This is a genomic window from Pseudomonas sp. WS 5410 (assembly GCF_012985645.1).
Lineage (GTDB): Bacteria > Pseudomonadota > Gammaproteobacteria > Pseudomonadales > Pseudomonadaceae > Aquipseudomonas > Aquipseudomonas shahriarae.
Genome location: NZ_JAAQWS010000029.1, coordinates 12955 through 33826 on the forward strand (window position 1 = coordinate 12955; position 20872 = coordinate 33826).

The 20872-nt window shown below is 60.9% G+C and carries 19 protein-coding genes; all 19 read right to left on the reverse strand.

Annotation, left to right across the window (positions count from 1 at the left end; translation table 11 throughout):
* Positions 1-9: 9 nt before the first annotated feature.
* Positions 10-1863 carry an NADH-quinone oxidoreductase subunit L gene (gene nuoL / locus HBO24_RS27335; protein ID WP_029293339.1) on the reverse strand — a complete coding sequence of 618 codons (1854 nt, stop codon included), beginning with the start codon at positions 1861-1863 and terminating at the stop codon, positions 10-12.
* Positions 1860-2168, reverse strand: a complete 309-nt coding sequence (gene nuoK, locus HBO24_RS27340) for an NADH-quinone oxidoreductase subunit NuoK (protein ID WP_003174727.1) — start codon at positions 2166-2168, stop codon at positions 1860-1862. The genes nuoL and nuoK overlap by 4 nt, the downstream gene beginning before the upstream one ends.
* Positions 2169-2170: 2 nt before the next feature.
* Positions 2171-2674 (reverse strand): NADH-quinone oxidoreductase subunit J, encoded by a 504-nt coding sequence (gene nuoJ / locus HBO24_RS27345; protein WP_017476146.1) that lies wholly within the window; start codon positions 2672-2674, stop codon positions 2171-2173.
* 9 nt (positions 2675-2683) lie between these two features.
* Complete coding sequence (gene nuoI, locus HBO24_RS27350) at positions 2684-3232, reverse strand: NADH-quinone oxidoreductase subunit NuoI (RefSeq protein WP_003174725.1); 549 nt, start codon at positions 3230-3232, stop codon at positions 2684-2686.
* An 11-nt stretch (positions 3233-3243) separates the two neighbouring features.
* Entirely contained in the window at positions 3244-4251 is a 1008-nt protein-coding gene (nuoH, locus tag HBO24_RS27355; RefSeq protein ID WP_017737147.1) for an NADH-quinone oxidoreductase subunit NuoH, read from the reverse strand.
* On the reverse strand, positions 4248-6962 hold the full coding sequence (gene nuoG / locus HBO24_RS27360) for an NADH-quinone oxidoreductase subunit NuoG (RefSeq protein WP_057960016.1): 2715 nt from the start codon (positions 6960-6962) through the stop codon (positions 4248-4250). Before nuoG ends, nuoH begins: the two co-directional genes overlap by 4 nt.
* A 135-nt stretch (positions 6963-7097) precedes the next feature.
* Positions 7098-8453 carry an NADH-quinone oxidoreductase subunit NuoF gene (gene nuoF, locus HBO24_RS27365; RefSeq protein WP_057441397.1) on the reverse strand — a complete coding sequence of 452 codons (1356 nt, stop codon included), beginning with the start codon at positions 8451-8453 and terminating at the stop codon, positions 7098-7100.
* Positions 8450-8947: an NADH-quinone oxidoreductase subunit NuoE gene (gene nuoE, locus HBO24_RS27370; protein ID WP_057441399.1), complete on the reverse strand. Its 498-nt coding sequence runs from the start codon at positions 8945-8947 to the stop codon at positions 8450-8452. The genes nuoF and nuoE overlap by 4 nt, the downstream gene beginning before the upstream one ends.
* 2 nt (positions 8948-8949) lie before the next feature.
* Positions 8950-10734, reverse strand: a complete 1785-nt coding sequence (gene nuoC, locus HBO24_RS27375; protein ID WP_033896875.1) for an NADH-quinone oxidoreductase subunit C/D — start codon at positions 10732-10734, stop codon at positions 8950-8952.
* Between the two features lie 72 nt (positions 10735-10806).
* Entirely contained in the window at positions 10807-11481 is a 675-nt protein-coding gene (locus HBO24_RS27380; protein WP_012724951.1) for an NADH-quinone oxidoreductase subunit B, read from the reverse strand.
* A gap of 10 nt (positions 11482-11491) precedes the next feature.
* Positions 11492-11905, reverse strand: coding sequence for an NADH-quinone oxidoreductase subunit A (locus HBO24_RS27385; RefSeq protein WP_003219575.1), 414 nt, complete (start codon positions 11903-11905; stop codon positions 11492-11494).
* A 671-nt stretch (positions 11906-12576) separates the two neighbouring features.
* Positions 12577-13902 carry an isocitrate lyase gene (aceA, locus tag HBO24_RS27390; RefSeq protein WP_003219577.1) on the reverse strand — a complete coding sequence of 442 codons (1326 nt, stop codon included), beginning with the start codon at positions 13900-13902 and terminating at the stop codon, positions 12577-12579.
* Between the two features lie 509 nt (positions 13903-14411).
* Entirely contained in the window at positions 14412-15137 is a 726-nt protein-coding gene (locus HBO24_RS27395) for a secretin N-terminal domain-containing protein (RefSeq protein ID WP_057441401.1), read from the reverse strand.
* A gap of 243 nt (positions 15138-15380) precedes the next feature.
* Positions 15381-15803 (reverse strand): GNAT family N-acetyltransferase, encoded by a 423-nt coding sequence (locus HBO24_RS27400; protein ID WP_170060719.1) that lies wholly within the window; start codon positions 15801-15803, stop codon positions 15381-15383.
* Positions 15796-16965, reverse strand: coding sequence for a cupin domain-containing protein (locus tag HBO24_RS27405; RefSeq protein ID WP_120733467.1), 1170 nt, complete (start codon positions 16963-16965; stop codon positions 15796-15798). Before HBO24_RS27405 ends, HBO24_RS27400 begins: the two co-directional genes overlap by 8 nt.
* A gap of 84 nt (positions 16966-17049) precedes the next feature.
* The gene (gene purB, locus HBO24_RS27410) at positions 17050-18420 is read right to left on the reverse strand and encodes an adenylosuccinate lyase (RefSeq protein WP_038441746.1); all 1371 of its coding nucleotides are present in this window, start codon (positions 18418-18420) and stop codon (positions 17050-17052) included.
* A gap of 125 nt (positions 18421-18545) precedes the next feature.
* Positions 18546-19169, reverse strand: coding sequence for a high frequency lysogenization protein HflD (gene hflD, locus HBO24_RS27415; protein ID WP_005789104.1), 624 nt, complete (start codon positions 19167-19169; stop codon positions 18546-18548).
* A complete protein-coding gene (gene mnmA / locus HBO24_RS27420; RefSeq protein WP_057441406.1) occupies positions 19166-20290 on the reverse strand; it encodes a tRNA 2-thiouridine(34) synthase MnmA in 1125 nt (374 codons plus the stop codon). The genes hflD and mnmA overlap by 4 nt, the downstream gene beginning before the upstream one ends.
* A 59-nt stretch (positions 20291-20349) precedes the next feature.
* Positions 20350-20796: an NUDIX hydrolase gene (locus HBO24_RS27425; protein WP_169961320.1), complete on the reverse strand. Its 447-nt coding sequence runs from the start codon at positions 20794-20796 to the stop codon at positions 20350-20352.
* Positions 20797-20872 lie beyond the last annotated feature (76 nt).

The window sequence follows — 20872 nt, forward strand, 5'->3', positions numbered from 1 at the left end:
AAGTTCATATCAGACCGCTACCACTACGATGGCGCCGATCACCAGCACGGCACCGGCCGCCATGGAAGCTGCATACCAACGCAATTGGCCGGTCTCGGTGCGGCTCAGGGCGGTGTGACCGGCCTTGGCGGCACGCGGGATCAAACCAATGGTCTGGTCGAGCGGGTCTTTGCGCAGTACATGGCTGATCGCAAGGTAAGGCTTGACGAACAGTTTGTCGTAGATCCAGTCGAAGCCCCAGGCAGCGAACCACCAGGCCGAAAGGAAGCGGCCAATGCCACTGTTGGCCACGGCAGTGACGAAGCGACGCTTGCCGAGGAACAACATGGCCGCCAGCAGGATACCGGCGATGGCGATGGCGCCCGAGGCGATTTCCAGGCTGTGCTTGGCGTCGCCGCCGGCATGCCCGACGCTTTGTGGCAGTACGCCAGCCAGTGGCGGGGTGATCATGGCGCCGACGAAGGTCGACAGGATGATCAGCACCGACAGTGGCAGCCAGTGGGAAATGCCGTGGCCTGCGTGGGCTTCGGTCTTGGCTTCACCGTGGAACGTGATGAAGATCAGGCGGAAGGTGTACAGCGAGGTCATGAATGCGCCAACCAGACCGGCGTACAGCAGGCCTTGGTTACCGCTGGCAAAGGCTTCCCAGAGGATTTCGTCTTTGGAGTAGAAACCTGCGGTCACCAGTGGCAGGGCTGCAAGCGCCGCGCCGCCGACGATGAAGCTGGCGTAGGCCAATGGCAGTTTCTTCCACAGGCCGCCCATCTTGAAGATGTTCTGCTCGTGGTGGCAGGCAACGATCACCGCACCGGACGCCAGGAACAGCAGGGCCTTGAAGAAGGCGTGGGTCATCAGGTGGAAGATCGCGCCGTCCCAGGCGCCGACGCCCAGGGCCAGGAACATGTAGCCGATCTGGCTCATGGTCGAGTAAGCGAGGATCCGCTTGATGTCGGTCTGCACCAGCGCGGCGAAGCCGGCCAGCACCAGGGTCACGCCACCCACCAGGCCCACCAGGTGCAGGATTTCCGGCGCCAGGGTGAACAGGCCGTGGGTACGGGCGATCAGGTAGACACCGGCGGTCACCATGGTGGCGGCGTGGATCAGTGCCGAAACCGGGGTAGGACCGGCCATGGCGTCTGCCAGCCAGGTTTGCAGTGGCAGTTGTGCCGACTTACCGACAGCGCCGCCCAGCAGCATCAGGGTTGCCAGGGTGATCCAGAAGTCGCCGACCTGGAATTTCTGCGGTGCCAGCACCAGCAGTTCCTGGATATTCAGCGTGCCCACCTGTTGGAACAGGATGAACAGGCCGATGGCCATGAACACGTCGCCGATCCGGGTCACGACAAACGCCTTGAGTGCCGCGTTACCGTTGTTGCGGTTGCTGTAGTAGAAACCGATCAACAGGTACGAGCACAGGCCCACGCCTTCCCAGCCGAAGTACAGGAACAACAGGTTATCGCCCAGCACCAGAAACAGCATGCTGGCGATAAACAGGTTGGTGTAGGCGAAGAAGCGCGAGTAACCGGCCTCACCGCGCATGTACCAGGACGCGAACAGGTGGATCAGGAAGCCCACGCCCACCACCACGCCGAGCATGGTGATCGACAGGCCGTCGACGTAGAGGGCGAAGTCGGGCTTGAAGCCTTCGACCGCCATCCACTGCCACAGCACCAGGGTGTAGTGACCCGCTTCTGGTGGCGCAACGTTGAATTGCCAGATGACGTAGGCGGCGACAATCGCCGACAGGCCAATGGAACCCACGCCGACCAGGGCCGAGAGGTTTTCCGACCAGCGTCCACGGGAGAACGACAGCAGCAGGAAACCGATCAGGGGAAATACGAAAGTCAGAAAGATCATGTTCATCCGCGCATCTCACTGGCAGCGTCGATATCAAGCGTGTGGAAGCGACGATACAGTTGCAGCAGGATCGCCAGGCCAATACTGGCCTCGGCGGCTGCCAGGCTGATCACCAGGATGAACATCACTTGTCCATCCGGCTGGCCCCAACGCGCACCCGCCACGATGAAGGCCAGTGCAGCAGCGTTCATCATGATTTCCAGGCTCATCAACACGAACAGAATGTTACGGCGAACCATCAGGCCGACCAGGCCAAGGCAGAACAGGATGCCGGCAACCGCCAGACCATGCTCCAAAGGGATAGCAGGCATCGTCATTGCTCCTTGGCTTCGTTGCGGCCCAAGTGGAAGGCAGTGATGGCTGCAGCGAGCAGCAGCATCGAAGCCAGTTCGACCACCAGCAGGTACGGGCCGAACAGGCTGATGCCCACGGCCTTGGCGTCCACGGTGGTGTGGCCGATGGCCTGGCCGCTCTGGTGAGCGAACAGTACATACAGCAGTTCAGCCAGCAGCAGCGCTGCCAGGATCACCGGGCCAAGCCAGATGCCGGGCTTGAGCCAGACGCGCTCCTGGGCGACCGAAGCCGGCCCCAGGTTGAGCATCATCACCACAAACACGAACAGCACCATGATGGCGCCAGCGTAGGCGATCACTTCCAGGACACCGGCAAACGGTGCGCCGAGGCTGAAAAAGGTCATGGCCACGGCGATCAGCGAAATGATCAGGTAGAGCAGGGCGTGCACGGGGTTGGTGTTGGTGATCACGCGAAGCGTGGACACCACTGCAATACCCGATGCGAAATAGAAAGCGAATTCCATCTTTCTTCCTTAAGGCAGCAAGCTCTTCACGTTGATCGGCTCGGCTTCGTTTTGTGCGGCGCCCTTGGGCTTACCGGCAACGGCCATACCTGCAACACGATAGAAGTTGTAATCAGGGTTTTTACCGGGACCAGAGATCAACAGATCTTCTTTCTCGTACACCAGGTCCTGACGTTTGAACTCGGCCATTTCGAAATCCGGTGTCAGCTGGATTGCGGTGGTCGGGCAAGCTTCCTCGCAGAGGCCGCAGAAAATGCAGCGCGAGAAGTTGATGCGGAAGAAGTCCGGGTACCAGCGACCGTCTTCGGTTTCAGCTTTCTGCAGGGAGATACAGCCAACCGGGCACGCCACGGCGCACAGGTTGCAGGCTACGCAACGCTCTTCGCCATCGGGGTCGCGGGTCAGTACGATACGGCCGCGATAACGCGGCGGCAGGTACACCGCTTCTTCCGGGTATTGCAGGGTGTCGCGTTTGCGAAAGCCATGGCCGAAAACCATCACCAGGCTTCGCAACTGGGTACCGGTACCCTTAACGATGTCGCCAATATATTTGAACATGGGTCAAATCCTCACTGAACCGCGCCCGCTGGCGTGTTCAACAACACAACGGCAGCAGTCACCAGCAAATTGATCAGGGTCAGCGGCAGGCAGAAGCGCCAGCTGAAATCCATCACCTGGTCGTATCGTGGACGCGGAATGGAAGCGCGCAGCAGGATAAACAACATGATGAAGAACGCGGTCTTGAGGAAGAACCAGAAGAACGCCAACTGCGGCAGGATGCCGAACGGACCGTGCCAGCCGCCGAAGAACAGCGTGACCAGCAGGGCCGAGATCAAGATGATGCCGATGTACTCACCGACGAAGAACATGCCCCATTTCATGCCGGCATATTCAATGTGGTAACCGTCGGCCAGTTCCTGTTCCGCTTCGGGCTGGTCGAAAGGGTGACGGTGAGTCACGGCCACGCCAGCGATGAAGAAGGTACAGAAGCCGAAGAACTGCGGAATGATGAACCACAGGTTCTGTGCCTGGTACTCGACGATGTCGCGCATGTTGAACGAGCCCACCTGCACCACGATGCCCATCAGCGCCAGGCCCATGAACACTTCGTAGGACACAGTCTGGGCCGAGGCCCGCAAGCTGCCCAGCAGGGCGAACTTGTTGTTACTGGCCCAGCCGGCGAACAGCACCGCGTAGACCGACAGACCGGCCATGGCGAAGAAGAACAGCAAGCCGATGTTCAGGTCCGCCACGCCCCAGGTCGGGGTGATCGGGATGATCGCGAAGGCGATCAGCAAGGCGCTCATGGCCACGACCGGTGCCAGGGTGAAGATCACCTTGTCGGCAAACGGCGGGGTCCAGTCTTCCTTGAAGAACATTTTCAGCATGTCGGCAGCGATCTGGAACATACCAAATGGGCCAACGCGGTTCGGACCGTAACGGTCCTGCCACCAGCCCAGCAGGCGACGTTCGACGAAGCTGAGCAGGGCGCCCGCGACGACCACGGCCAACAGGATCACGATGGCCTTGACGACCGAGATGATCACGTCGATCACTTCAGGGGTGAACCAGGTCATTGCGCTGCCTCCTGCAGACCGTCAACGGTTTGGCCAAAGATCGCAGGAGGAATCCCGGCGAGGCCTTTTGGCAGTGCAACCAGGCCAGCACCCAGCTCGTCGTTGATGCGCAGCGGCAGACGCAGGGTCTGGCCGGCTACGTTCACGCTGAGCAGGGCACCGTCGTTGACGCCCAGGCGATCGGCTTCGGACTTGGCCACGGACACGTAGGCTTGTGGAATGCGCTCTTGCACCGGTGCGGCTTTGGAAGAGGTCTCTTCGCTGCCGAACAGGTGGAAGAACGGCACAACCTGCCAGGTGCCCTGGGCCGGGTTGAACGGACGCGGTACTGCAGCGAACCAGTTCAGCGAATCGCCGGTGCTTTCGATCAGGCGGGTGCCTGGGTCGCCAGCGCGGATATGACCACCGACTTCGTCCTGGAACTTGTTCCAGGCCTGCGGCGAGTTCCAGCCCGGCGACCAGGCAAATGGCACCTGCTGACGGGGCTCGACCGAACCCGAGTAGCCTTCCATGGAGAAGGCGAACGCGGTGTCGTTGTCTTGCGGGGTACGCGGTTCGTGCACGCTGATATCCGCGCGCATGGCGGTACGCCCGGAGTAACGCAGCGGTTCACGGGCCAGCTTCATGCCCTTGATGCGGAACGCGGCGGACGGTGCGGCATCGACGATACGCGCCAACTGCGGTGCGCTCGCGGCGACGGCTGCGGTGACGTGGTCGAGCTGGGTCCAGTCGATCGGCTGGTTCAGCAGGGTTGCGCGCAGGGCATGCAGCCAGCGCCAGCCTTCGTGAACCAGGATGCTGGCGTCCATGTACTTTGGATCGAACACCTGGAAGAAGCGCTGGGCGCGGCCTTCCTGGCTGACCAGGGTCCCGTCGCCTTCGGCGAAGGTGGCGGCTGGCAGCACCAGGTGGGCGCGGTCGCTGGTGGCGGTCTTCTGGTGATCGGCGACGATCAGCACTTTGGCAGCATTCAGCGCGGCATCGACCTTGGTCGCATCGGTGCGGGTGTACAGGTCGTTTTCCAGTACCACGATGGCGTCCGCAGTGCCGTCGATCACGGCTTGCAGGGCGCTGTCCAGGGACTCGCCACCGAGCATGGCCAGGCCAAGGCTGTTGGCTTCCGGCACGACCAGGCTGATGGAGCCGTTCTTCTCGCGCAGCTTCAAGGCTTTGGCGATGTTGGCGGCGGCCTCGATCAGCGCCTTGGAACCCAGCGAGGTACCGGCAATGATCAGTGGACGCTTGGCCGCCAGCAGGGCATCGGCGATGCGCTGGGCCAGGGCTGCAGCTTCTGCGTCCAGGCCTTCAACGGCAGGGGCGCTGGCGTCGAGGGCGTGGGCCACGGCGAAACCGATGCGAGCCAGGTCGTCGGGTGCTGCGTGTACGCATTCTTCGGCGATATCGTCGAGCTTGGTTTCAGCCAGGCTGGCGATAAACAGCGGGTTCAGCGCGTGCTGGCCGATGTTTTTCACCGCGGCGTCGAGCCACGGCTGGACGCGCATGGCGTCGGCCATTTCTTCGGCCTTGCCTTTGACCGACTGGCGCAGCGACAGGGCGATACGTGCGGCGGTCTGGGTCAGGTCTTCACCGAGCACGAAAATCGCGTCGTGGTCTTCGATGTCGCGCATGTTCGGTACTGGCAGCGGGCTGTCATTGAGCACTTGCAGGACCAGGCGAATGCGCTCCAGCTCACCGGCTTCAATACCGCTGTAGAAGTGCTCGGCGCCTACCAGCTCGCGCAACGCGTAGTTGCTTTCGAGGCTGGCGCGTGGCGAACCGATACCCACGATGTTGCGTCCGCGCAGCAGGTCAGCGGCTTTATCCAGCGCCGCGTCCAGGCTCAGCTTGGCGCCATCGGCCAGCAATGGCTGGCGAGGGCGGTCTTCGCGGTTGACGTAGCCATAGCCGAAACGGCCACGGTCGCACAGGAAGTACTGGTTGACCGAACCGTTGAAGCGGTTTTCGATGCGACGCAGTTCGCCGTAGCGCTCGCCCGGGGAGATGTTGCAACCGCTGGAGCAGCCATGGCAGATGCTCGGCGAGAACTGCATGTCCCACTTGCGGTTGTAGCGCTCGGAGTGGGTCTTGTCGGTAAACACACCGGTCGGGCAGACCTCGGTGAGGTTGCCGGAGAACTCGCTTTCGAGCACGCCGTCTTCAACGCGACCGAAGTACACGTTGTCGTGGGCGCCGAATACGCCCAGGTCGGTGCCGCCGGCGTAGTCTTTATAGAAGCGCACACAGCGATAGCAGGCGATGCAGCGGTTCATTTCGTGGGAAATGAACGGGCCGAGGTCCTGGTTCTGGTGGGTACGCTTGGTGAAGCGATAACGGCGCTCGTTGTGGCCGGTCATCACCGTCATATCTTGCAGGTGGCAGTGACCGCCTTCCTCACAGACCGGGCAGTCGTGGGGATGGTTGGTCATCAGCCATTCGACAACGCTGGCGCGGAACGCCTTGGATTCATCATCGTCGATGGAAATCCAGGTGTTGTCGGTGGCCGGCGTCATGCAGGACATAACGATACGACCACGGGTGTCGTTTTCGTCGGTGTACTGCTTGACCGCACACTGGCGACAGGCACCGACGCTACCAAGCGCGGGGTGCCAGCAGAAATAAGGGATGTCGAGGCCTAGTGACAGACACGCCTGTAACAGGTTGTCCGCCCCATCGACTTCGAGCGCTTTGCCGTCTACGTGGATAGTGGCCATGGTTCAAAGTTCTTCGTTGGCCCGTTGTCAGCGGGCGTGGCTAATGGAATCTTGTTATTCATGTGCATCAACACAGCCTTCAAGGCGTCAGCACATGACAAGGCGAAGGGCACGGACCCTTCGCCTATTGAAGCGTTACGCGCCGACTACGATCGGCTTTGCCAGAGGCGGGACGGCGGCGCTTTTGGGCGCGATGCCGGCTTCGAACTCCGAGCGGAAGTACTTGATTGCGCTGCCCAGTGGCTCCACGGCGCCCGGTGCGTGAGCACAGAAGGTCTTGCCCGGGCCGAGGAAACCCACGAGGCCCAGCAGGGTCTCGATATCCCCCGGCTGGCCTTCGCCTTTCTCGATCGCCATCAGGAGCTTGACGCTCCATGGCAAGCCATCGCGGCACGGGGTGCAGAAGCCACAGGATTCGCGAGCGAAGAACTGCTCCATGTTGCGCAGCAGCGAGACCATGTTCACGGTGTTGTCCACCGCCATCGCCAGGCCGGTACCCATCCGGGTGCCCACCTTGCCGATGCCGCCGGCATACATCTGTGCGTCGAGGTGCTCGGGCAACAGGAAACCGGTGCCGGCGCCGCCTGGCTGCCAGGCCTTGAGGGTGTAGCCGTCGCGCATGCCGCCGGCGTAGTCCTCGAACAGCTCACGGGCGGTCACGCCGAATGGCAGTTCCCACAGGCCAGGGTTCTTGACCTTGCCGGAGAAGCCCATGAGCTTGGTGCCCATGTCTTCGCTGCCTTCGCGGGCCAGGGATTTGTACCAGTCCACGCCGTCGGCGATGATCGCCGGCACGTTGCACAGGGTCTCGACGTTGTTCACGCACGTAGGCTTGCCCCACACGCCAACGGCGGCAGGGAAGGGCGGCTTGGAGCGTGGGTTGGCGCGGCGGCCTTCGAGGGAGTTGATCAGGGCGGTTTCTTCACCGCAGATATAACGCCCGGCGCCGGTATGCACGAACAGTTCGAAGTCAAAACCCGAACCGAGGATGTTCTTGCCCAACAGGCCTGCGGCCTTGGCTTCGGCCACGGCACGGTTCAGGTGCTTGGCGGCGGTGGTGTATTCGCCACGCAGGAAGATGTAGCCCCGGTAGGTTTTCAGCGCACGGGCACTGATCAGCATGCCTTCGATCAGCAGATGGGGCAGTTGCTCCATCAGCATGCGGTCTTTCCAGGTGTTGGGCTCCATCTCATCCGCGTTGCACAGCAGGTAACGGATGTTGATGGATTCGTCTTTAGGCATCAGGCCCCACTTCACACCCGTGGGGAAGCCTGCACCACCACGACCTTTAAGGCCTGCGTCCTTCACGGTCTGGACGATATCGTCCTGGGCCATATCGGCAAAGGCTTTGCGCGCTGCGGCGTAACCGTTCTTGGCCTGGTACTCGTCAAGCCATACCGCCTCGCCGTCGTCACGCAGGCGCCAGGTCAGCGGGTGAGTCTCGGCCGAACGCTTGATCAGGTTGGCGGGACCAAAGGAAGTCAGGGTCATGGGTAGCCCTCGAGCAATTGGGTGACGCCAGCAGCCTGGACGTCGCCGAATGTGTCGTCGTCGATCATCAACGCCGGCGCCTTGTCACAGTTGCCCAGGCAGCACACCGGCAGCAGCGTGAAGCGACCGTCTGCAGTGGTTTGGCCCAGGCCGATGCCCAGCTTGCTCTGGATCGCGTCGACCACCGACTCGTGGCCACCGATGTAGCAGACCATGCTGTCGCACACGCGAATGATGTGGCGGCCGACCGGCTGGCGGAAGATCTGGCTGTAGAACGTCGCCACGCCTTCCACATCGCTGGCCGGGATGCCGAGGATCTCGCCGATGGCGTAGAGGGCACCATCGGGCACCCAGCCACGTTCCTTCTGGACGATCTTCAAGGCTTCGATAGACGCCGCGCGCGGGTCTTCGTAGTGATGCAGCTCGTGCTCGATGGCCGAGCGCTCGGTTTCACTCAAGGTGAAACGGTCTGTCTGGATAAGCGTGCTGTTCATGCTTAGCGGTCCACGTCGGCCATAACGAAATCGATACTACCCAGGTACGCAATCAAGTCCGCGACCATCTCGCCTTTGATCACCGAAGGGATCTGCTGCAAGTGGGCAAAGCTTGGGGTACGAATCCGGGTGCGGTAGCTCATGGTGCCGCCATCGCTCGTCAGGTAATAACTGTTGATACCCTTGGTCGCTTCGATCATCTGGAAGGACTCGTTGGCCGGCATGACCGGGCCCCACGAGACTTGCAGGAAGTGCGTGATCAGGGTTTCGATGTGCTGCAGGGTGCGCTCTTTAGGCGGCGGCGTGGTCAGCGGGTGATCCGCCTTGTACGGGCCGGCCGGCATGTTGCGCATGCACTGCTCGATGATTTTCAGGCTCTGGCGCATTTCTTCGACGCGCACGATGCAACGGTCGTAGGCATCGCCGTTGGCCGCCAGCGGGACTTCGAACTCGAAGTTCTCGTAGCCGGAGTACGGGCGCGCCTTGCGCAGGTCGAAATCGCAACCGGTGGAACGCAGGCCAGCACCGGTGACACCCCATTCCAGGGCCTCCTTGGTGTTGTACTGGGCGACGCCGATGGTCCGGCCCTTGAGGATGCTGTTATCCAGCGCAGCCTTTTGGTACTCGTCCAGACGCTTGGGCATCCAGTCGATGAATTCCTTGACCAGGCGCTCCCAGCCGTTCGGCAGGTCGTGGGCCACACCGCCGATGCGGTACCAGGCCGGGTGCAGGCGGAAGCCGGTGATGGCTTCGATGACCTTGTACGCACGCTGACGGTCGGTGAAGGTGAAGAACACCGGGGTCATGGCGCCGACGTCCTGGATATAGGTACCCAGGAACAGCAGGTGGCTGGTGATCCGGAAGAACTCGGCCATCATGATGCGGATGGTGTCGACGCGGTCCGGAACCTTGATCCCGGCCAGCTTCTCGACCGAGAGCACGTACGGCAGGTTGTTCATCACGCCGCCGAGGTAGTCGATACGGTCGGTGTACGGGATGAAGCTGTGCCAGGACTGGCGTTCGGCCATTTTCTCGGCACCACGGTGGTGGTAGCCGATGTCCGGTACGCAGTCGACGATTTCTTCGCCGTCCAGTTGCAGGATGATGCGGAAGGCACCGTGGGCCGAAGGGTGGTTCGGGCCCAGGTTGAGGAACATGTAGTCCTCGTTGGTGCCGGAGCGTTTCATGCCCCAGTCTTCCGGACGGAAGCGCGCCGCTTCTTCTTCAAGCTGCTGCTTGGCCAGGTTGAGGCTGAACGGATCGAATTCGGTGGCGCGGGCAGGGAAGTCCTTGCGCAGCGGGTGACCTTCCCAGGTTGGCGGCATCATGATGCGCGTCAAGTGCGGGTGGCCCGGGAAGTCGATGCCGAACATGTCCCAGACTTCGCGTTCGTACCAGCTGGCGTTCGGCCAGATACCGGTCACGGTCGGGATGCTCAGGTCGCTTTCCGACAGGGCGACCTTGATCATCACGTCGCTGTTACGTTCCAGCGACATCAGGTGATAGAACACGGTGAAATCAGCGCCGCTCGGCAGCCCCTGGCGCTTGGTGCGCAGACGCTCGTCCACGCCATGCAGGTCATAGAGCATGACGTACGGCTTGGGCAGGTTGCGCAGGAAGGTAAGGACTTCGACGAGCTTGGCACGCGCCACCCACAGCACCGGCATACCGGTGCGTGTGGCCTGGGCAGTGAAGGCGTCAGGGCCAAAACGGTTATTGAGTTCGACGACCACATCCTGGTCGTCTGCCTTATAAGGCGGGATGTACAGAGCACTGCCTGTAGTCATGGTTTTTTATCGCTTTCGGTCAACGTAAAGAATGAAGCCAGGTTTTCGTTCTATAAAAGAAGCGGTTCTGGATCAGACTTCGTCGGGGCTGCGCAGGTTGGTGACTGCGATTCGCTGTTCGCGGCGCTGTTCCTTTTGTGACGGCATCTCGGCGCGGTACACGCCTTGATCGCCGACAACCCAGGACAGTGGGCGACGCTCCTTGCCAATCGACTCCTGCAGCAGCATCAAGCCTTGCAGGAAAGCTTCAGGGCGGGGCGGGCAGCCAGGCACGTAGACGTCCACGGGCAGGAACTTGTCGACCCCCTGAACCACGGAGTAGATGTCGTACATGCCACCGGAGTTGGCGCACGAACCCATGGAGATAACCCACTTCGGCTCGAGCATTTGCTCGTAGAGACGCTGGATGATCGGCGCCATCTTGATAAAGCAGGTACCGGCGATAACCATGAAATCCGCCTGACGCGGCGATGCCCGGATAACCTCGGCGCCAAAGCGCGCGATGTCGTGGGGCGCCGTGAAGGCGGTGGTCATTTCCACGTAGCAGCACGAAAGGCCGAAGTTGTACGGCCACAGGGAGTTCTTACGCCCCCAGTTGACCGCGCCACTCAGCACGTCTTCCAGCTTGCCCATGTAGATGTTTTTGTGGACTTGGTCTTCTAACGGATCGGAGACGGTTTCCCGCTCGCCGATGGGGTACTGATCGTTAGGAGCATCCGGGTCGATCCTGGTGAGATTGTATTGCATCGCCAAAGCCTCATTGTTTCAGCTTCGCTTGCCGCTTGCGACGAGCTTCCGGAGCCCAGTCAAGGGCGCCCACTCGGAACAGGTAGACAAGACCTGCCAACAGAATTGCTATGAAAACGAGAGCTTCGACGAATCCGGTCCAGCCGCTTTCGCGGACGGACACAGACCAGGCAAAGAGAAAGAGGGCTTCGATATCGAAGATCACGAACAGCATCGCGACCAGATAGAATTTGGCTGAGAGCCGCAAGCGGGCGCCACCTGTAGGTAGCATGCCGGACTCGAACGGTTCGTTTTTGCTGCGGCCCCAGGCTTTTGACCCGAGGAGGCTGGAAACACCGAGCATGAAGGCGCAGAGGCCGACAACACCGAGGAGGAAAATGGCAAAGCCCCAGTTGTGGGCCATGAGTCCTGTCGCTTCGGTCATGCTGGAAATCCTTAACAGAGAGCAAAGGTCTCTGAGCTCGAAAAAGTAACGACGCAGTGACGATATGTCGCAGCGCAATCAATCGCGGTGATTTTATGGCTAAACACCTAGCAAGTAAAATTCCTGTGGCTAAATTATTCGCTGAAATAAGGACATAGTGCACCTTTGTGGGGCTGTAGCCCAGACGCTGCGGGCATTAGCTTGATTTTAATCAATTGTGTTTTGTTTAGGGTGTAACGAAGTTTTATTGCTCTAAATGATAATGAATATTGTTTGCGAGAGTTTTAAGCGGGTGTTGAGTGCGTCGCGGGGAAAGTTGTTGTTACTTGCCCGTATGGCGCAAGTTGCCAGCGCGCAACTTTTAACTGATTTTTCCTAAGCCAATACCGCTCTGGATCAAGGTTTTGCTCAAAAAGTCGTTTTGACTCGGTTTCTGTGGGAGTCGGGCTTTTCGGATCGCCGCATCGCCGCGATGGCGGTGGGGCATTAGGCAAATGGGTGGCTGAAACGCCGCTACCGCAGGCAGGCCAGCTCCCACATTGGGTTTCGGGAGGGGGGGCAGTAACCTTTCGCCCAGGCAAAAAAACGCCCCGAACCAGTCGGGGCGTCAGATCGTGCGGCACTGCGGTTAGCTTTCTATCGGGCCCGCAATGGCCGTGTACTCAGGTCACTTAGTGAAACTGTTCTTCTTCGGTCGAGCCGGTCAGCGCGGTCACGGACGAGGTGCCGCCCTGGATCACGGTGGTCATGTCGTCGAAGTAGCCGGTGCCCACTTCCTGCTGGTGCGCCACGAAGGTGTAGCCTTTGGCGGCGTCAGCGAATTCCTGCTCTTGCAGCTTCACGTAGGCAGTCATGTCGTTGCGGGCGTAGTCGTGCGCCAGGTTGAACATGCTGTGCCACATGTTGTGAATGCCGGCCAGGGTGATGAACTGGTGCTTGTAGCCCATGGCGGACAGTTCGCGCTGGAACTTGGCGATGGTCGCGTCGTCCAGGTTCTTCTTCCAGTTGAAAGAAGGCGAGCAGTTGTAGGACAGCAGTTGGTCCGGGTATTCCTTCTTGATCGCCTCGGCGAAGCGACGGGCTTCGTCCAGGTCTGGCTTGGCGGTTTCGCACCAGATCAGGTCGGCGTACGGTGCGTAGGCCAGGCCGCGGGCAATTGCTTGATCCAGGCCAGCGCGTACCTTGTAGAAACCTTCCTGGGTGCGCTCGCCAGTCACGAACGGCTGGTCGTACGGGTCGCAGTCCGAAGTCAGCAGGTCAGCAGCGTTGGCGTCGGTACGGGCCAGGATGATGGTCGGCGTGCCGGCAACGTCAGCTGCCAGACGGGCAGCGGTCAGCTTCTGTACGGCTTCCTGGGTCGGAACCAGTACCTTGCCGCCCATGTGGCCGCATTTTTTCACGGAAGCCAGTTGGTCTTCGAAGTGCACGCCGGCGGCGCCTGCTTCGATCATGCTTTTCATCAGCTCGTAGGCGTTCAGTACGCCACCGAAACCGGCTTCGGCGTCAGCCACGATTGGCGCGAAGTAGTCGATGTAGCCTTCGTCGCCCGGACCTTTACCGGCTTTCCACTGGATCTGGTCGGCGCGGCGGAACGAGTTGTTGATGCGCTTGACCACGGTCGGCACGGAGTCCACCGGGTACAGCGATTGGTCAGGGTACATGGACTCGGCGGAGTTGTTGTCCGCAGCCACTTGCCAGCCGGACAGGTAGATCGCCTGGATACCGGCCTTGACTTGTTGCACAGCCTGGCCGCCGGTCAGGGCGCCCATGCAGTTGACGAAATCTTTCTCGGGGCGGAAGGACGGCTTGGCGCCCTGGGTAACCAGCTTCCACAGCTTCTCGGCGCCCAGTTTTGCAAAGGTGTGCTCAGGTTGAACCGAGCCGCGCAGGCGGACGACGTCAGCAGCGGAGTAAGCGCGAGTCACGCCTTTCCAGCGTGGGTTTTCAGCCCAGTCTTTTTCAAGGGCTGCAATTTGCTGTTCGCGTGTCAGTGCCATGGGGAAAAACCTCGTCGCGTCTTTTGTGGAAAAACTACTGGGTTGAAAATTCCGTTTTGCCAGCCACGCATTCAGTACGTGGTTATGGCTGCTCGCTGACCAGAAGCTTAGGCGGTCAAGTTGGGCTTGGCGGGGAAGGCGACGGGATGAACGATAGGCTCAAGGGAGAAAGTGAGCAGGTAGAGGCGAACCGAGAACAGTCTTCGGGCGTCGTGGGCCTTTGTACGATCCAACAGTGTGTTGCCGGGTTACCTGGTTAGCTTCCGTCCCTCGGGACAACTTCGTTCCAGTCGCAACCTCGTCAAACACGCCTTGTGGGCGGTACAGACACGAATCGGCTCAGGTGGGTAACTTGGAGCGACGATCCGAAGGCCCTTGCCAGGGCCCCTGATTAGCGGGAGCGAGGCCATCATGCCCATGCTTTTTTGGATCGTCAAATGTTTTGTAGTGCTTTTTTTATGGCACTACATCTTTGGTCTAATACGACTAATCAGTCAGTTTTTGGTGCTTCAGTTCAAGGTGTCGACTTTGACCCGCACTGTCAGGTCATCCCGGCCCTGGGTCGAGTAGGTGCGGGTCGCGCCCTGTTTGTCGGCCTGGGTCTGGCGATTGATGCCGGCCAGGGTGATCCACTCACCCAGGCGCCCGCTGACGGTTGTGTCGGTACTTTGCACGTTCACTACATCGGGACGCTCCTGGCTCATGCGGTCACGATTGGTGCTGATGCTCAGGTGCACGGTCTCGCCGGTGACGCTGGCGGTGACATAGAAGCCCTGGGTGACGTTGCGGTACTGGGTCTGGTTTTGCGGGCGGCCATAGGCATCGGGCTGGGTGGTGGTCAGTGGCACGCTCTGGCCGACCTGGATCAGTGCGGGCACGCCTTCGCTGGCCTGGATCTGCTGGATCCCGCCGTCACGGCTTTCGGTGCTGTAGGTGATGACCTGGCGGTTGGCCTGCTGATTGTTTTCGTTGGTGTCGACGGTGATCAGCAAGCGTTTGGAGGGTGTATCCAGTTGTGCGAGCAGGGCGCGCAGGGCCTGGATCCTGTCGGGCTCGGCATTGACGATCAACTGATTGCCGTAGGCGCTGACAGTGCCGTCCTTGCCAATGAAATTCTGCGCCACGGGTAACAGGTCGGCGCTGGTGCGGTTGTTCAAGGGTACGACTTCGGTGGCTGCCATTGTCGAAAAGCTGACGGCCATGAGCAGGCTGGCGACTAGGGTGCGTAGGGACATGTCCGTTATCTCTGCAAGTCATTTGGGCTTGATGGTGCCAGTTTATCGGCCCGGCGGGGCGCAAGTTGAATCGTAGACGGCAAAAGGCCCTGGCATCGGTGGATGGCAGGGCCTTTTTGGGGGGGGGCTGCTAATGACGCCTTCGCGAGCAAGCCCGCTCCCACTTTTGACCGCATTTCAGGGGTCGAGCTCGATCAAGTGTGGGAGCGGGCTTGCTCGCGAAGGGAGCGACTGGGTCTAAAGTCAGCCCTCGCGCTCCATATCAACATGGGGAATCCCGACTTCCAGGAATTCCCCGCTGACGATCTTGAACCCCAACCGCTCATAGAACGGCGCGGCATACACCTGTGCGCTGAGGAACTGCCGGCTCTGGCCGCGTTTCTCGGCCTCGCCAATCACCGCTTCCATCAGTTTGTCGCCGACCTTCAGCCCGCGCCAGTCCTTGAGGACCGATACGCGACCGATCTCGCCGCTGGGCAGCAGGCGCGCCGTGCCAATGGGGAAGTCGCCTTCGAACGCGAGGAAATGCATGGCCCAGGCGTCGTCTGCGTCCCATTCCAGCTCAGGTGGAACCGATTGTTCAGCGATAAATACCGCTTCACGAATGCGCCGAATCTCGGCGATATCCTTTTGCCAGTCCGCGACACTTACGTGAATTTTATTCATCGGCAAACCCCAGGCTTCCTTGCTTGACCAGTTCGCACAGCAGGTCGCGGCCATCTTCATCAATCAGCCACGGGCCCAGGTTGTCGACGTGCAGGGCGTCGGCCGCGCAGATCAACTTCAACAGCTCGCGCAGTTTGCCCGGCAGGTAACGGCTCTGGCCGCTGGCGAACAGCAATACATCGTCGTCCACTTCCGACCAGGCCAGGCGCGCGCTTGGGTTGCGGATCAGGACTGCACCGTCTTCCAGGCTGCTGATCACTTCATCCTGCGCCAGCTCTTCGGGGCCGGCGACCAGTTCCGGGTAGCGCGGCTCGGTCATGAATTGGCCGAACCAGGTCAGCAGCATGCGCTCGTCGCTCATGTGCTCGGCCAGCAGGCTTTTCAGGCGGTCGAGGGCGTCGCTCTGGATCTGGTGCGGGTCACTGACGGGCTGGACGTCGGCGTCGGTGTAGCGCTCTTCATCCGTCAGGTACTGGCTGAGGAAGTCGGTGAAGTGGGTCAGCACTTCGGCGGCGCTCGGTGCACGGAAGCCGACCGAGTAGGTCATGCAGTCATCTTCGGCGATGCCGAAGTGCGCCAGGCGCGGCGGCAGGTAGAGCATGTCGCCAGGCTCCAGTACCCATTCGGCGCTCTCTTCGAATTCGGCGAGGATGCGCAGGTCGGCGTGTTGCAGCAGCGGGCTCTCCGAGTTGCACATCTGGCCGATCTTCCAGTTGCGCTTGCCATGGGCCTGCAGCAGGAACACATCGTAGTTATCGAAGTGCGGGCCTACGCTGCCACCAGGGGCGGCAAAGCTGATCATCACGTCGTCGATGCGCCAGCTTGGCAGGAAGCGGAACTGCTCCAGCAGTTCGGCCACTTCCGGTACGAACTGGTCGACCGCCTGCACCAGCAGGGTCCACTCGCGCTCGGGCAGGGTGCTGAAGGCATCTTCGGCAAATGGGCCGCGACGCAGCTCCCACGGGCGCTCGCCGTGCTCGATCACCAGGCGCGACTCGACTTCTTCTTCCAGCGCCAGGCCGGCCAGTTCGTCGGCGTCGATCGGGCTTTCGAAATCAGGGATGGCCTGGCGGATCAGTAGTGGTTTTTTCTGCCAGTAGTCGCGCAGGAATTCCCGTGCCGTGATGCCGCCCAGAAGTTGAAGAGGAATATCAGGATTCATGTGTAACCTATTGAAAAAAATCACTTTTCAGACGGGAATAAAAACGCCCGGCGCTGCCGGGCGTCTTAAGGGGTCAAGCCGCAATCAGATGCGTTTGGCTTGGTCTACAGCGTTGCCGATGTAGTTGGCCGGGGTCAGCAGTTTCAGCTCGGCCTTGGCCGCAGCTGGCATGTCCAGGCCGTCGATGAAAGTTTGCAGTGCTTCAGGGCTGATGCCCTTGCCGCGTGTCAACTCTTTCAGCTTCTCGTACGGGTTTTCGATGTTGTAGCGGCGCATCACGGTCTGGATCGGCTCGGCCAGGACTTCCCAGCAGGCGTCCAGGTCAGCGGCGATTTTCTGCGCGTTGAGCTCCAGCTTGCTGATGCCTTTGAGGCTGGCTTCGTACGCGATCACGCTATGGGCAAAGCCCACGCCGAGGTTGCGCAATACGGTGGAGTCGGTCAGGTCGCGCTGCCAGCGGGAAATCGGCAACTTGCTGGCGAGGTGCTGGAACAAGGCGTTGGCGATGCCCAGGTTGCCTTCGGAGTTTTCGAAGTCGATCGGGTTGACCTTGTGCGGCATGGTCGACGAGCCGATTTCGCCTGCGATGGTGCGCTGCTTGAAGTAGCCCAGGGAGATGTAGCCCCAGATATCGCGATCGAAGTCGATCAGGATGGTGTTGAAGCGCGCAATGGCGTCGAACAGCTCGGCGATGTAGTCGTGGGGTTCGATCTGCGTGGTGTACGGGTTGAAGCCCAGGCCCAGTTCGTCTTCGATGAAGGCGCGGGCGTTGGCTTCCCAGTCGATCTCAGGGTAGGCCGACAGGTGGGCGTTGTAGTTGCCTACGGCGCCGTTGATCTTGCCCAGCAATGGCACGGCAGCCACTTGCGCGATCTGGCGCTCCAGGCGGTACACCACGTTGGCCAGTTCTTTACCCAGGGTGGTCGGCGAGGCCGGCTGGCCGTGGGTGCGCGACAGCATCGGCACGTCGGCGAAGCGGATGGCCAGTTCGCGGATGGCGTTGGCGGTCTGGCGCATCAGTGGCAGCATCACGTCATCACGGCCTTCGCGCAGCATCAGGGCGTGGGACAGGTTGTTGATGTCCTCGCTGGTGCAGGCAAAGTGGATGAACTCGCTGACCTGGGCCAGTTCCGGCAGCTTGGCCGCTTGTTCTTTGAGCAGGTACTCGATGGCTTTGACGTCGTGGTTGGTGGTGCGCTCGATCTCTTTCACACGCTCGGCGTGCTCCAGGGAGAAGTTTTCCGCCAGGGTGTTGAGTACCGCGTTGGCTTGCGCAGAAAACGCCGGCACTTCGCTGATGGCGGGGTGAGCGGCCAGGCGCTGGAGCCAGCGCACTTCAACCAGTACACGAGCACGGATCAGGCCGTATTCGCTGAAAATAGGGCGCAGGGCCTGGGTTTTGCCGGCGTAGCGGCCGTCAACAGGGGAAACCGCAGTGAGCGAAGAGAGCTGCATGGGGTGTTCTCGGACAGTCGGGCAACGAAATGGGGCGCGTATCATACATGAAAAAATCCGCCGGTCCGTTGCCAACTGACCGGCGTATTACGCGTAACGGCTTGAAAATAGCCCGTGGCTGCGACTTATTCGTTGCGCATCAACGGGTAAAGCTCTTTGAGCAATTTGCGACGGCTGATGACCAACTGCCAACGATGACCGCCCAACTGCCGCCACAACCGCGCCGAACGGATACCGGCCAGCAGCAGGGCGCGGATTTTCGAGGCGTTGTTGGGCTGTTGCAGGTTGCGCATGTCGCCGTGGACCTGGATCCGCTGGCGCAAGGTGCTCAAGGTGTCCTGGTACAAAGCGCCACAGGCGGCGATCACGTTCTCGTGGGCCGGGCCGAAGTGCTCGACCTGGGACTGGATCTGCGGCAGGCGCTTGCCGATGGTTTCCAGCAGGTCGTCGCGCTTGGCCAGTTGCCGCTCAAGGCCTAGCATCGACAAAGCATAGCGCAGCGGCTCGCGTTGCAGGGTGCTGGGGTCGCGTTCGAGGGCGCCGATCAGCGCCCGATAACCTTCACGCAGGCTCAGGTCGTCGCCGCCGTACACATCCAGGGTGTCCTTCGGGTCGACCACCAGCAGGCTGCCGAGCATGCAGGTCAGGCCGGCCTCGGTGACCTGGCCGGTCTTGGCGATCTTATCCACCAGCACTGCGGCGAGAAACACGCCGCCCAATGCCGTCAATTGCTCCTGGGTCGGGCTCATGCCGGGGTGCTCCAGGGTTCGGCGACTTCAATCACGCCGCCTCCCAGGCAGATCTCACCGTCGTAGAACACCACGGACTGGCCGGGCGTGACCGCACGTTGCGGGTCATCGAAGGTGGCACGGTAGCCATTGGCGGTTTTTTCCAGGGTGCAGGGCTGGTCGCTCTGGCGATAGCGCACCTTGGCGGTCAGGCGGCGCGGAGCGCTCAGGTCGATCGGGTTGACCCAATAGATCTCCGAGGCCAGCAGCGCGCCGGAGAACAGCAGGGGATGCTCGTTGCCCTGGCCGACGATCAGCACGTTATGTTGCAGATCCTTCACCAGCACGTACCACGGCTCTTCACCGGCGTCCTTCAAGCCACCAATACCCAGGCCCTGGCGCTGGCCGATGGTGTGGTACATCAGGCCGTGGTGACGGCCGATGACTTCGCCTTCGGTGGTCTTGATCTCGCCCGGTTGCGCCGGCAGGTACTGCTTGAGGAAGTCGCTGAAGCGGCGTTCGCCGATAAAGCAGATCCCGGTGGAATCCTTCTTCTTGGCGGTGGCCAGGCCGTGTTTCTCGGCAATCTTGCGCACTTCGGGCTTTTCCAGTTCGCCCACCGGGAACAGGGTCTTGGCGATCTGTTCACCGCCGACGGCGTGCAGGAAGTAGCTCTGGTCCTTGTTAGGGTCCAGGCCCTTGAGCAATTCGGTGCGGCCATCAACATCGCGACGGCGCACATAGTGGCCAGTGGCGATCAGGTCGGCGCCGAGGATCATGGCGTAGTCGAGGAACGCCTTGAACTTGATTTCGCGGTTGCACAGGATGTCCGGGTTCGGCGTGCGACCGGCCTTGTATTCGGCCAGGAAGTGCTCGAACACATTGTCCCAGTACTCGGCGGCGAAGTTGGCGGTGTGCAGCTTGATGCCAATCTTGTCGCACACGGCCTGGGCGTCCGCCAGGTCGTCCATGGCGGTGCAGTATTCCGTTCCATCGTCTTCTTCCCAGTTCTTCATGAACAGGCCTTCCACCTCATAACCCTGCTCCATGAGCAGAACGGCGGAAACGGAAGAATCCACGCCGCCGGACATACCGACGATGACGCGCTTCTTTTGTGTGTCAGAAGGGGCTGGATCACGCATAGGATTTCAACGGGTGTCTTTAAAAAGGACGCGATTCTAGCAGGCCCGAGCCCGCAAGGCTAAAGAGAAGGACGGATCAATTCGAGACTGTGGCAGTGGCCGGCCAGATAATCGTCAATACAACGCATGATCAGCTCGCTGCGCCAGTCATCGCGCAAGGCCATCAACTCATCACGGGTCAGCCAGCGGGCGCGCACGATGCCGTCGTCCAGTTGATAGTCCGGGTGGTGTTGCAAGGCCTTGGCGATAAAGCACACGCGCTGGTAGGTCACGCCATTGCTGGGAGCGGTGTACAGATAGATACCGACGATGCCGGTGGCTGCGACGTCCCAGCCGGTTTCCTCGAGGGTTTCGCGCACGGCGGCTTCGGTCAGGGTTTCGTGCGGGTCGAGATGGCCGGCAGGCTGGTTGAGCACGGCGCGGCCGCCCTTGAGCTCTTCGACCATGAGGAAGCGGCCATTGTCTTCGACGATGGTGGCGACGGTGATGTGGGGTTGCCAGGTCATAGTGGCCTCGAATTCGGTGGGGGTTGGGCCTAATCAGTGTGGGAGCTGGCTTGCCTGCGATGGCGGTGGCTCGGCT

Bases quoted from the DNA above. Each gene is read 5' to 3' on its own strand.
- nuoI (WP_003174725.1), bottom strand. From the start codon at position 3,232: ATGTTCAAATATATTGGCGACATCGTTAAGGGTACCGGTACCCAGTTG.
- nuoJ (WP_017476146.1), bottom strand. From the start codon at position 2,674: ATGGAATTCGCTTTCTATTTCGCATCGGGTATTGCAGTGGTGTCCACG.
- HBO24_RS27405 (WP_120733467.1), bottom strand. From the start codon at position 16,965: ATGAATCCTGATATTCCTCTTCAACTTCTGGGCGGCATCACGGCACGG.
- HBO24_RS27425 (WP_169961320.1), bottom strand. From the start codon at position 20,796: ATGACCTGGCAACCCCACATCACCGTCGCCACCATCGTCGAAGACAAT.
- purB (WP_038441746.1), bottom strand. From the start codon at position 18,420: ATGCAGCTCTCTTCGCTCACTGCGGTTTCCCCTGTTGACGGCCGCTAC.
- nuoC (WP_033896875.1), bottom strand. From the start codon at position 10,734: ATGACTACAGGCAGTGCTCTGTACATCCCGCCTTATAAGGCAGACGAC.
- nuoH (WP_017737147.1), bottom strand. From the start codon at position 4,251: ATGACCTGGTTCACCCCTGAAGTGATCGACGTGATCATCTCGGTCGTC.
- nuoE (WP_057441399.1), bottom strand. From the start codon at position 8,947: ATGAACAGCACGCTTATCCAGACAGACCGTTTCACCTTGAGTGAAACC.
- HBO24_RS27385 (WP_003219575.1), bottom strand. From the start codon at position 11,905: ATGACCGAAGCGACAGGACTCATGGCCCACAACTGGGGCTTTGCCATT.
- nuoF (WP_057441397.1), bottom strand. From the start codon at position 8,453: ATGACCCTGACTTCCTTTGGTCCCGCCAACCTGATCAAGCGTTCGGCC.
- aceA (WP_003219577.1), bottom strand. From the start codon at position 13,902: ATGGCACTGACACGCGAACAGCAAATTGCAGCCCTTGAAAAAGACTGG.
- HBO24_RS27380 (WP_012724951.1), bottom strand. From the start codon at position 11,481: ATGCAATACAATCTCACCAGGATCGACCCGGATGCTCCTAACGATCAG.
- HBO24_RS27395 (WP_057441401.1), bottom strand. From the start codon at position 15,137: ATGTCCCTACGCACCCTAGTCGCCAGCCTGCTCATGGCCGTCAGCTTT.
- nuoL (WP_029293339.1), bottom strand. From the start codon at position 1,863: ATGAACATGATCTTTCTGACTTTCGTATTTCCCCTGATCGGTTTCCTG.
- nuoG (WP_057960016.1), bottom strand. From the start codon at position 6,962: ATGGCCACTATCCACGTAGACGGCAAAGCGCTCGAAGTCGATGGGGCG.
- hflD (WP_005789104.1), bottom strand. From the start codon at position 19,169: ATGAGCCCGACCCAGGAGCAATTGACGGCATTGGGCGGCGTGTTTCTC.
- mnmA (WP_057441406.1), bottom strand. From the start codon at position 20,290: ATGCGTGATCCAGCCCCTTCTGACACACAAAAGAAGCGCGTCATCGTC.
- nuoK (WP_003174727.1), bottom strand. From the start codon at position 2,168: ATGCCTGCTATCCCTTTGGAGCATGGTCTGGCGGTTGCCGGCATCCTG.
- HBO24_RS27400 (WP_170060719.1), bottom strand. From the start codon at position 15,803: ATGAATAAAATTCACGTAAGTGTCGCGGACTGGCAAAAGGATATCGCC.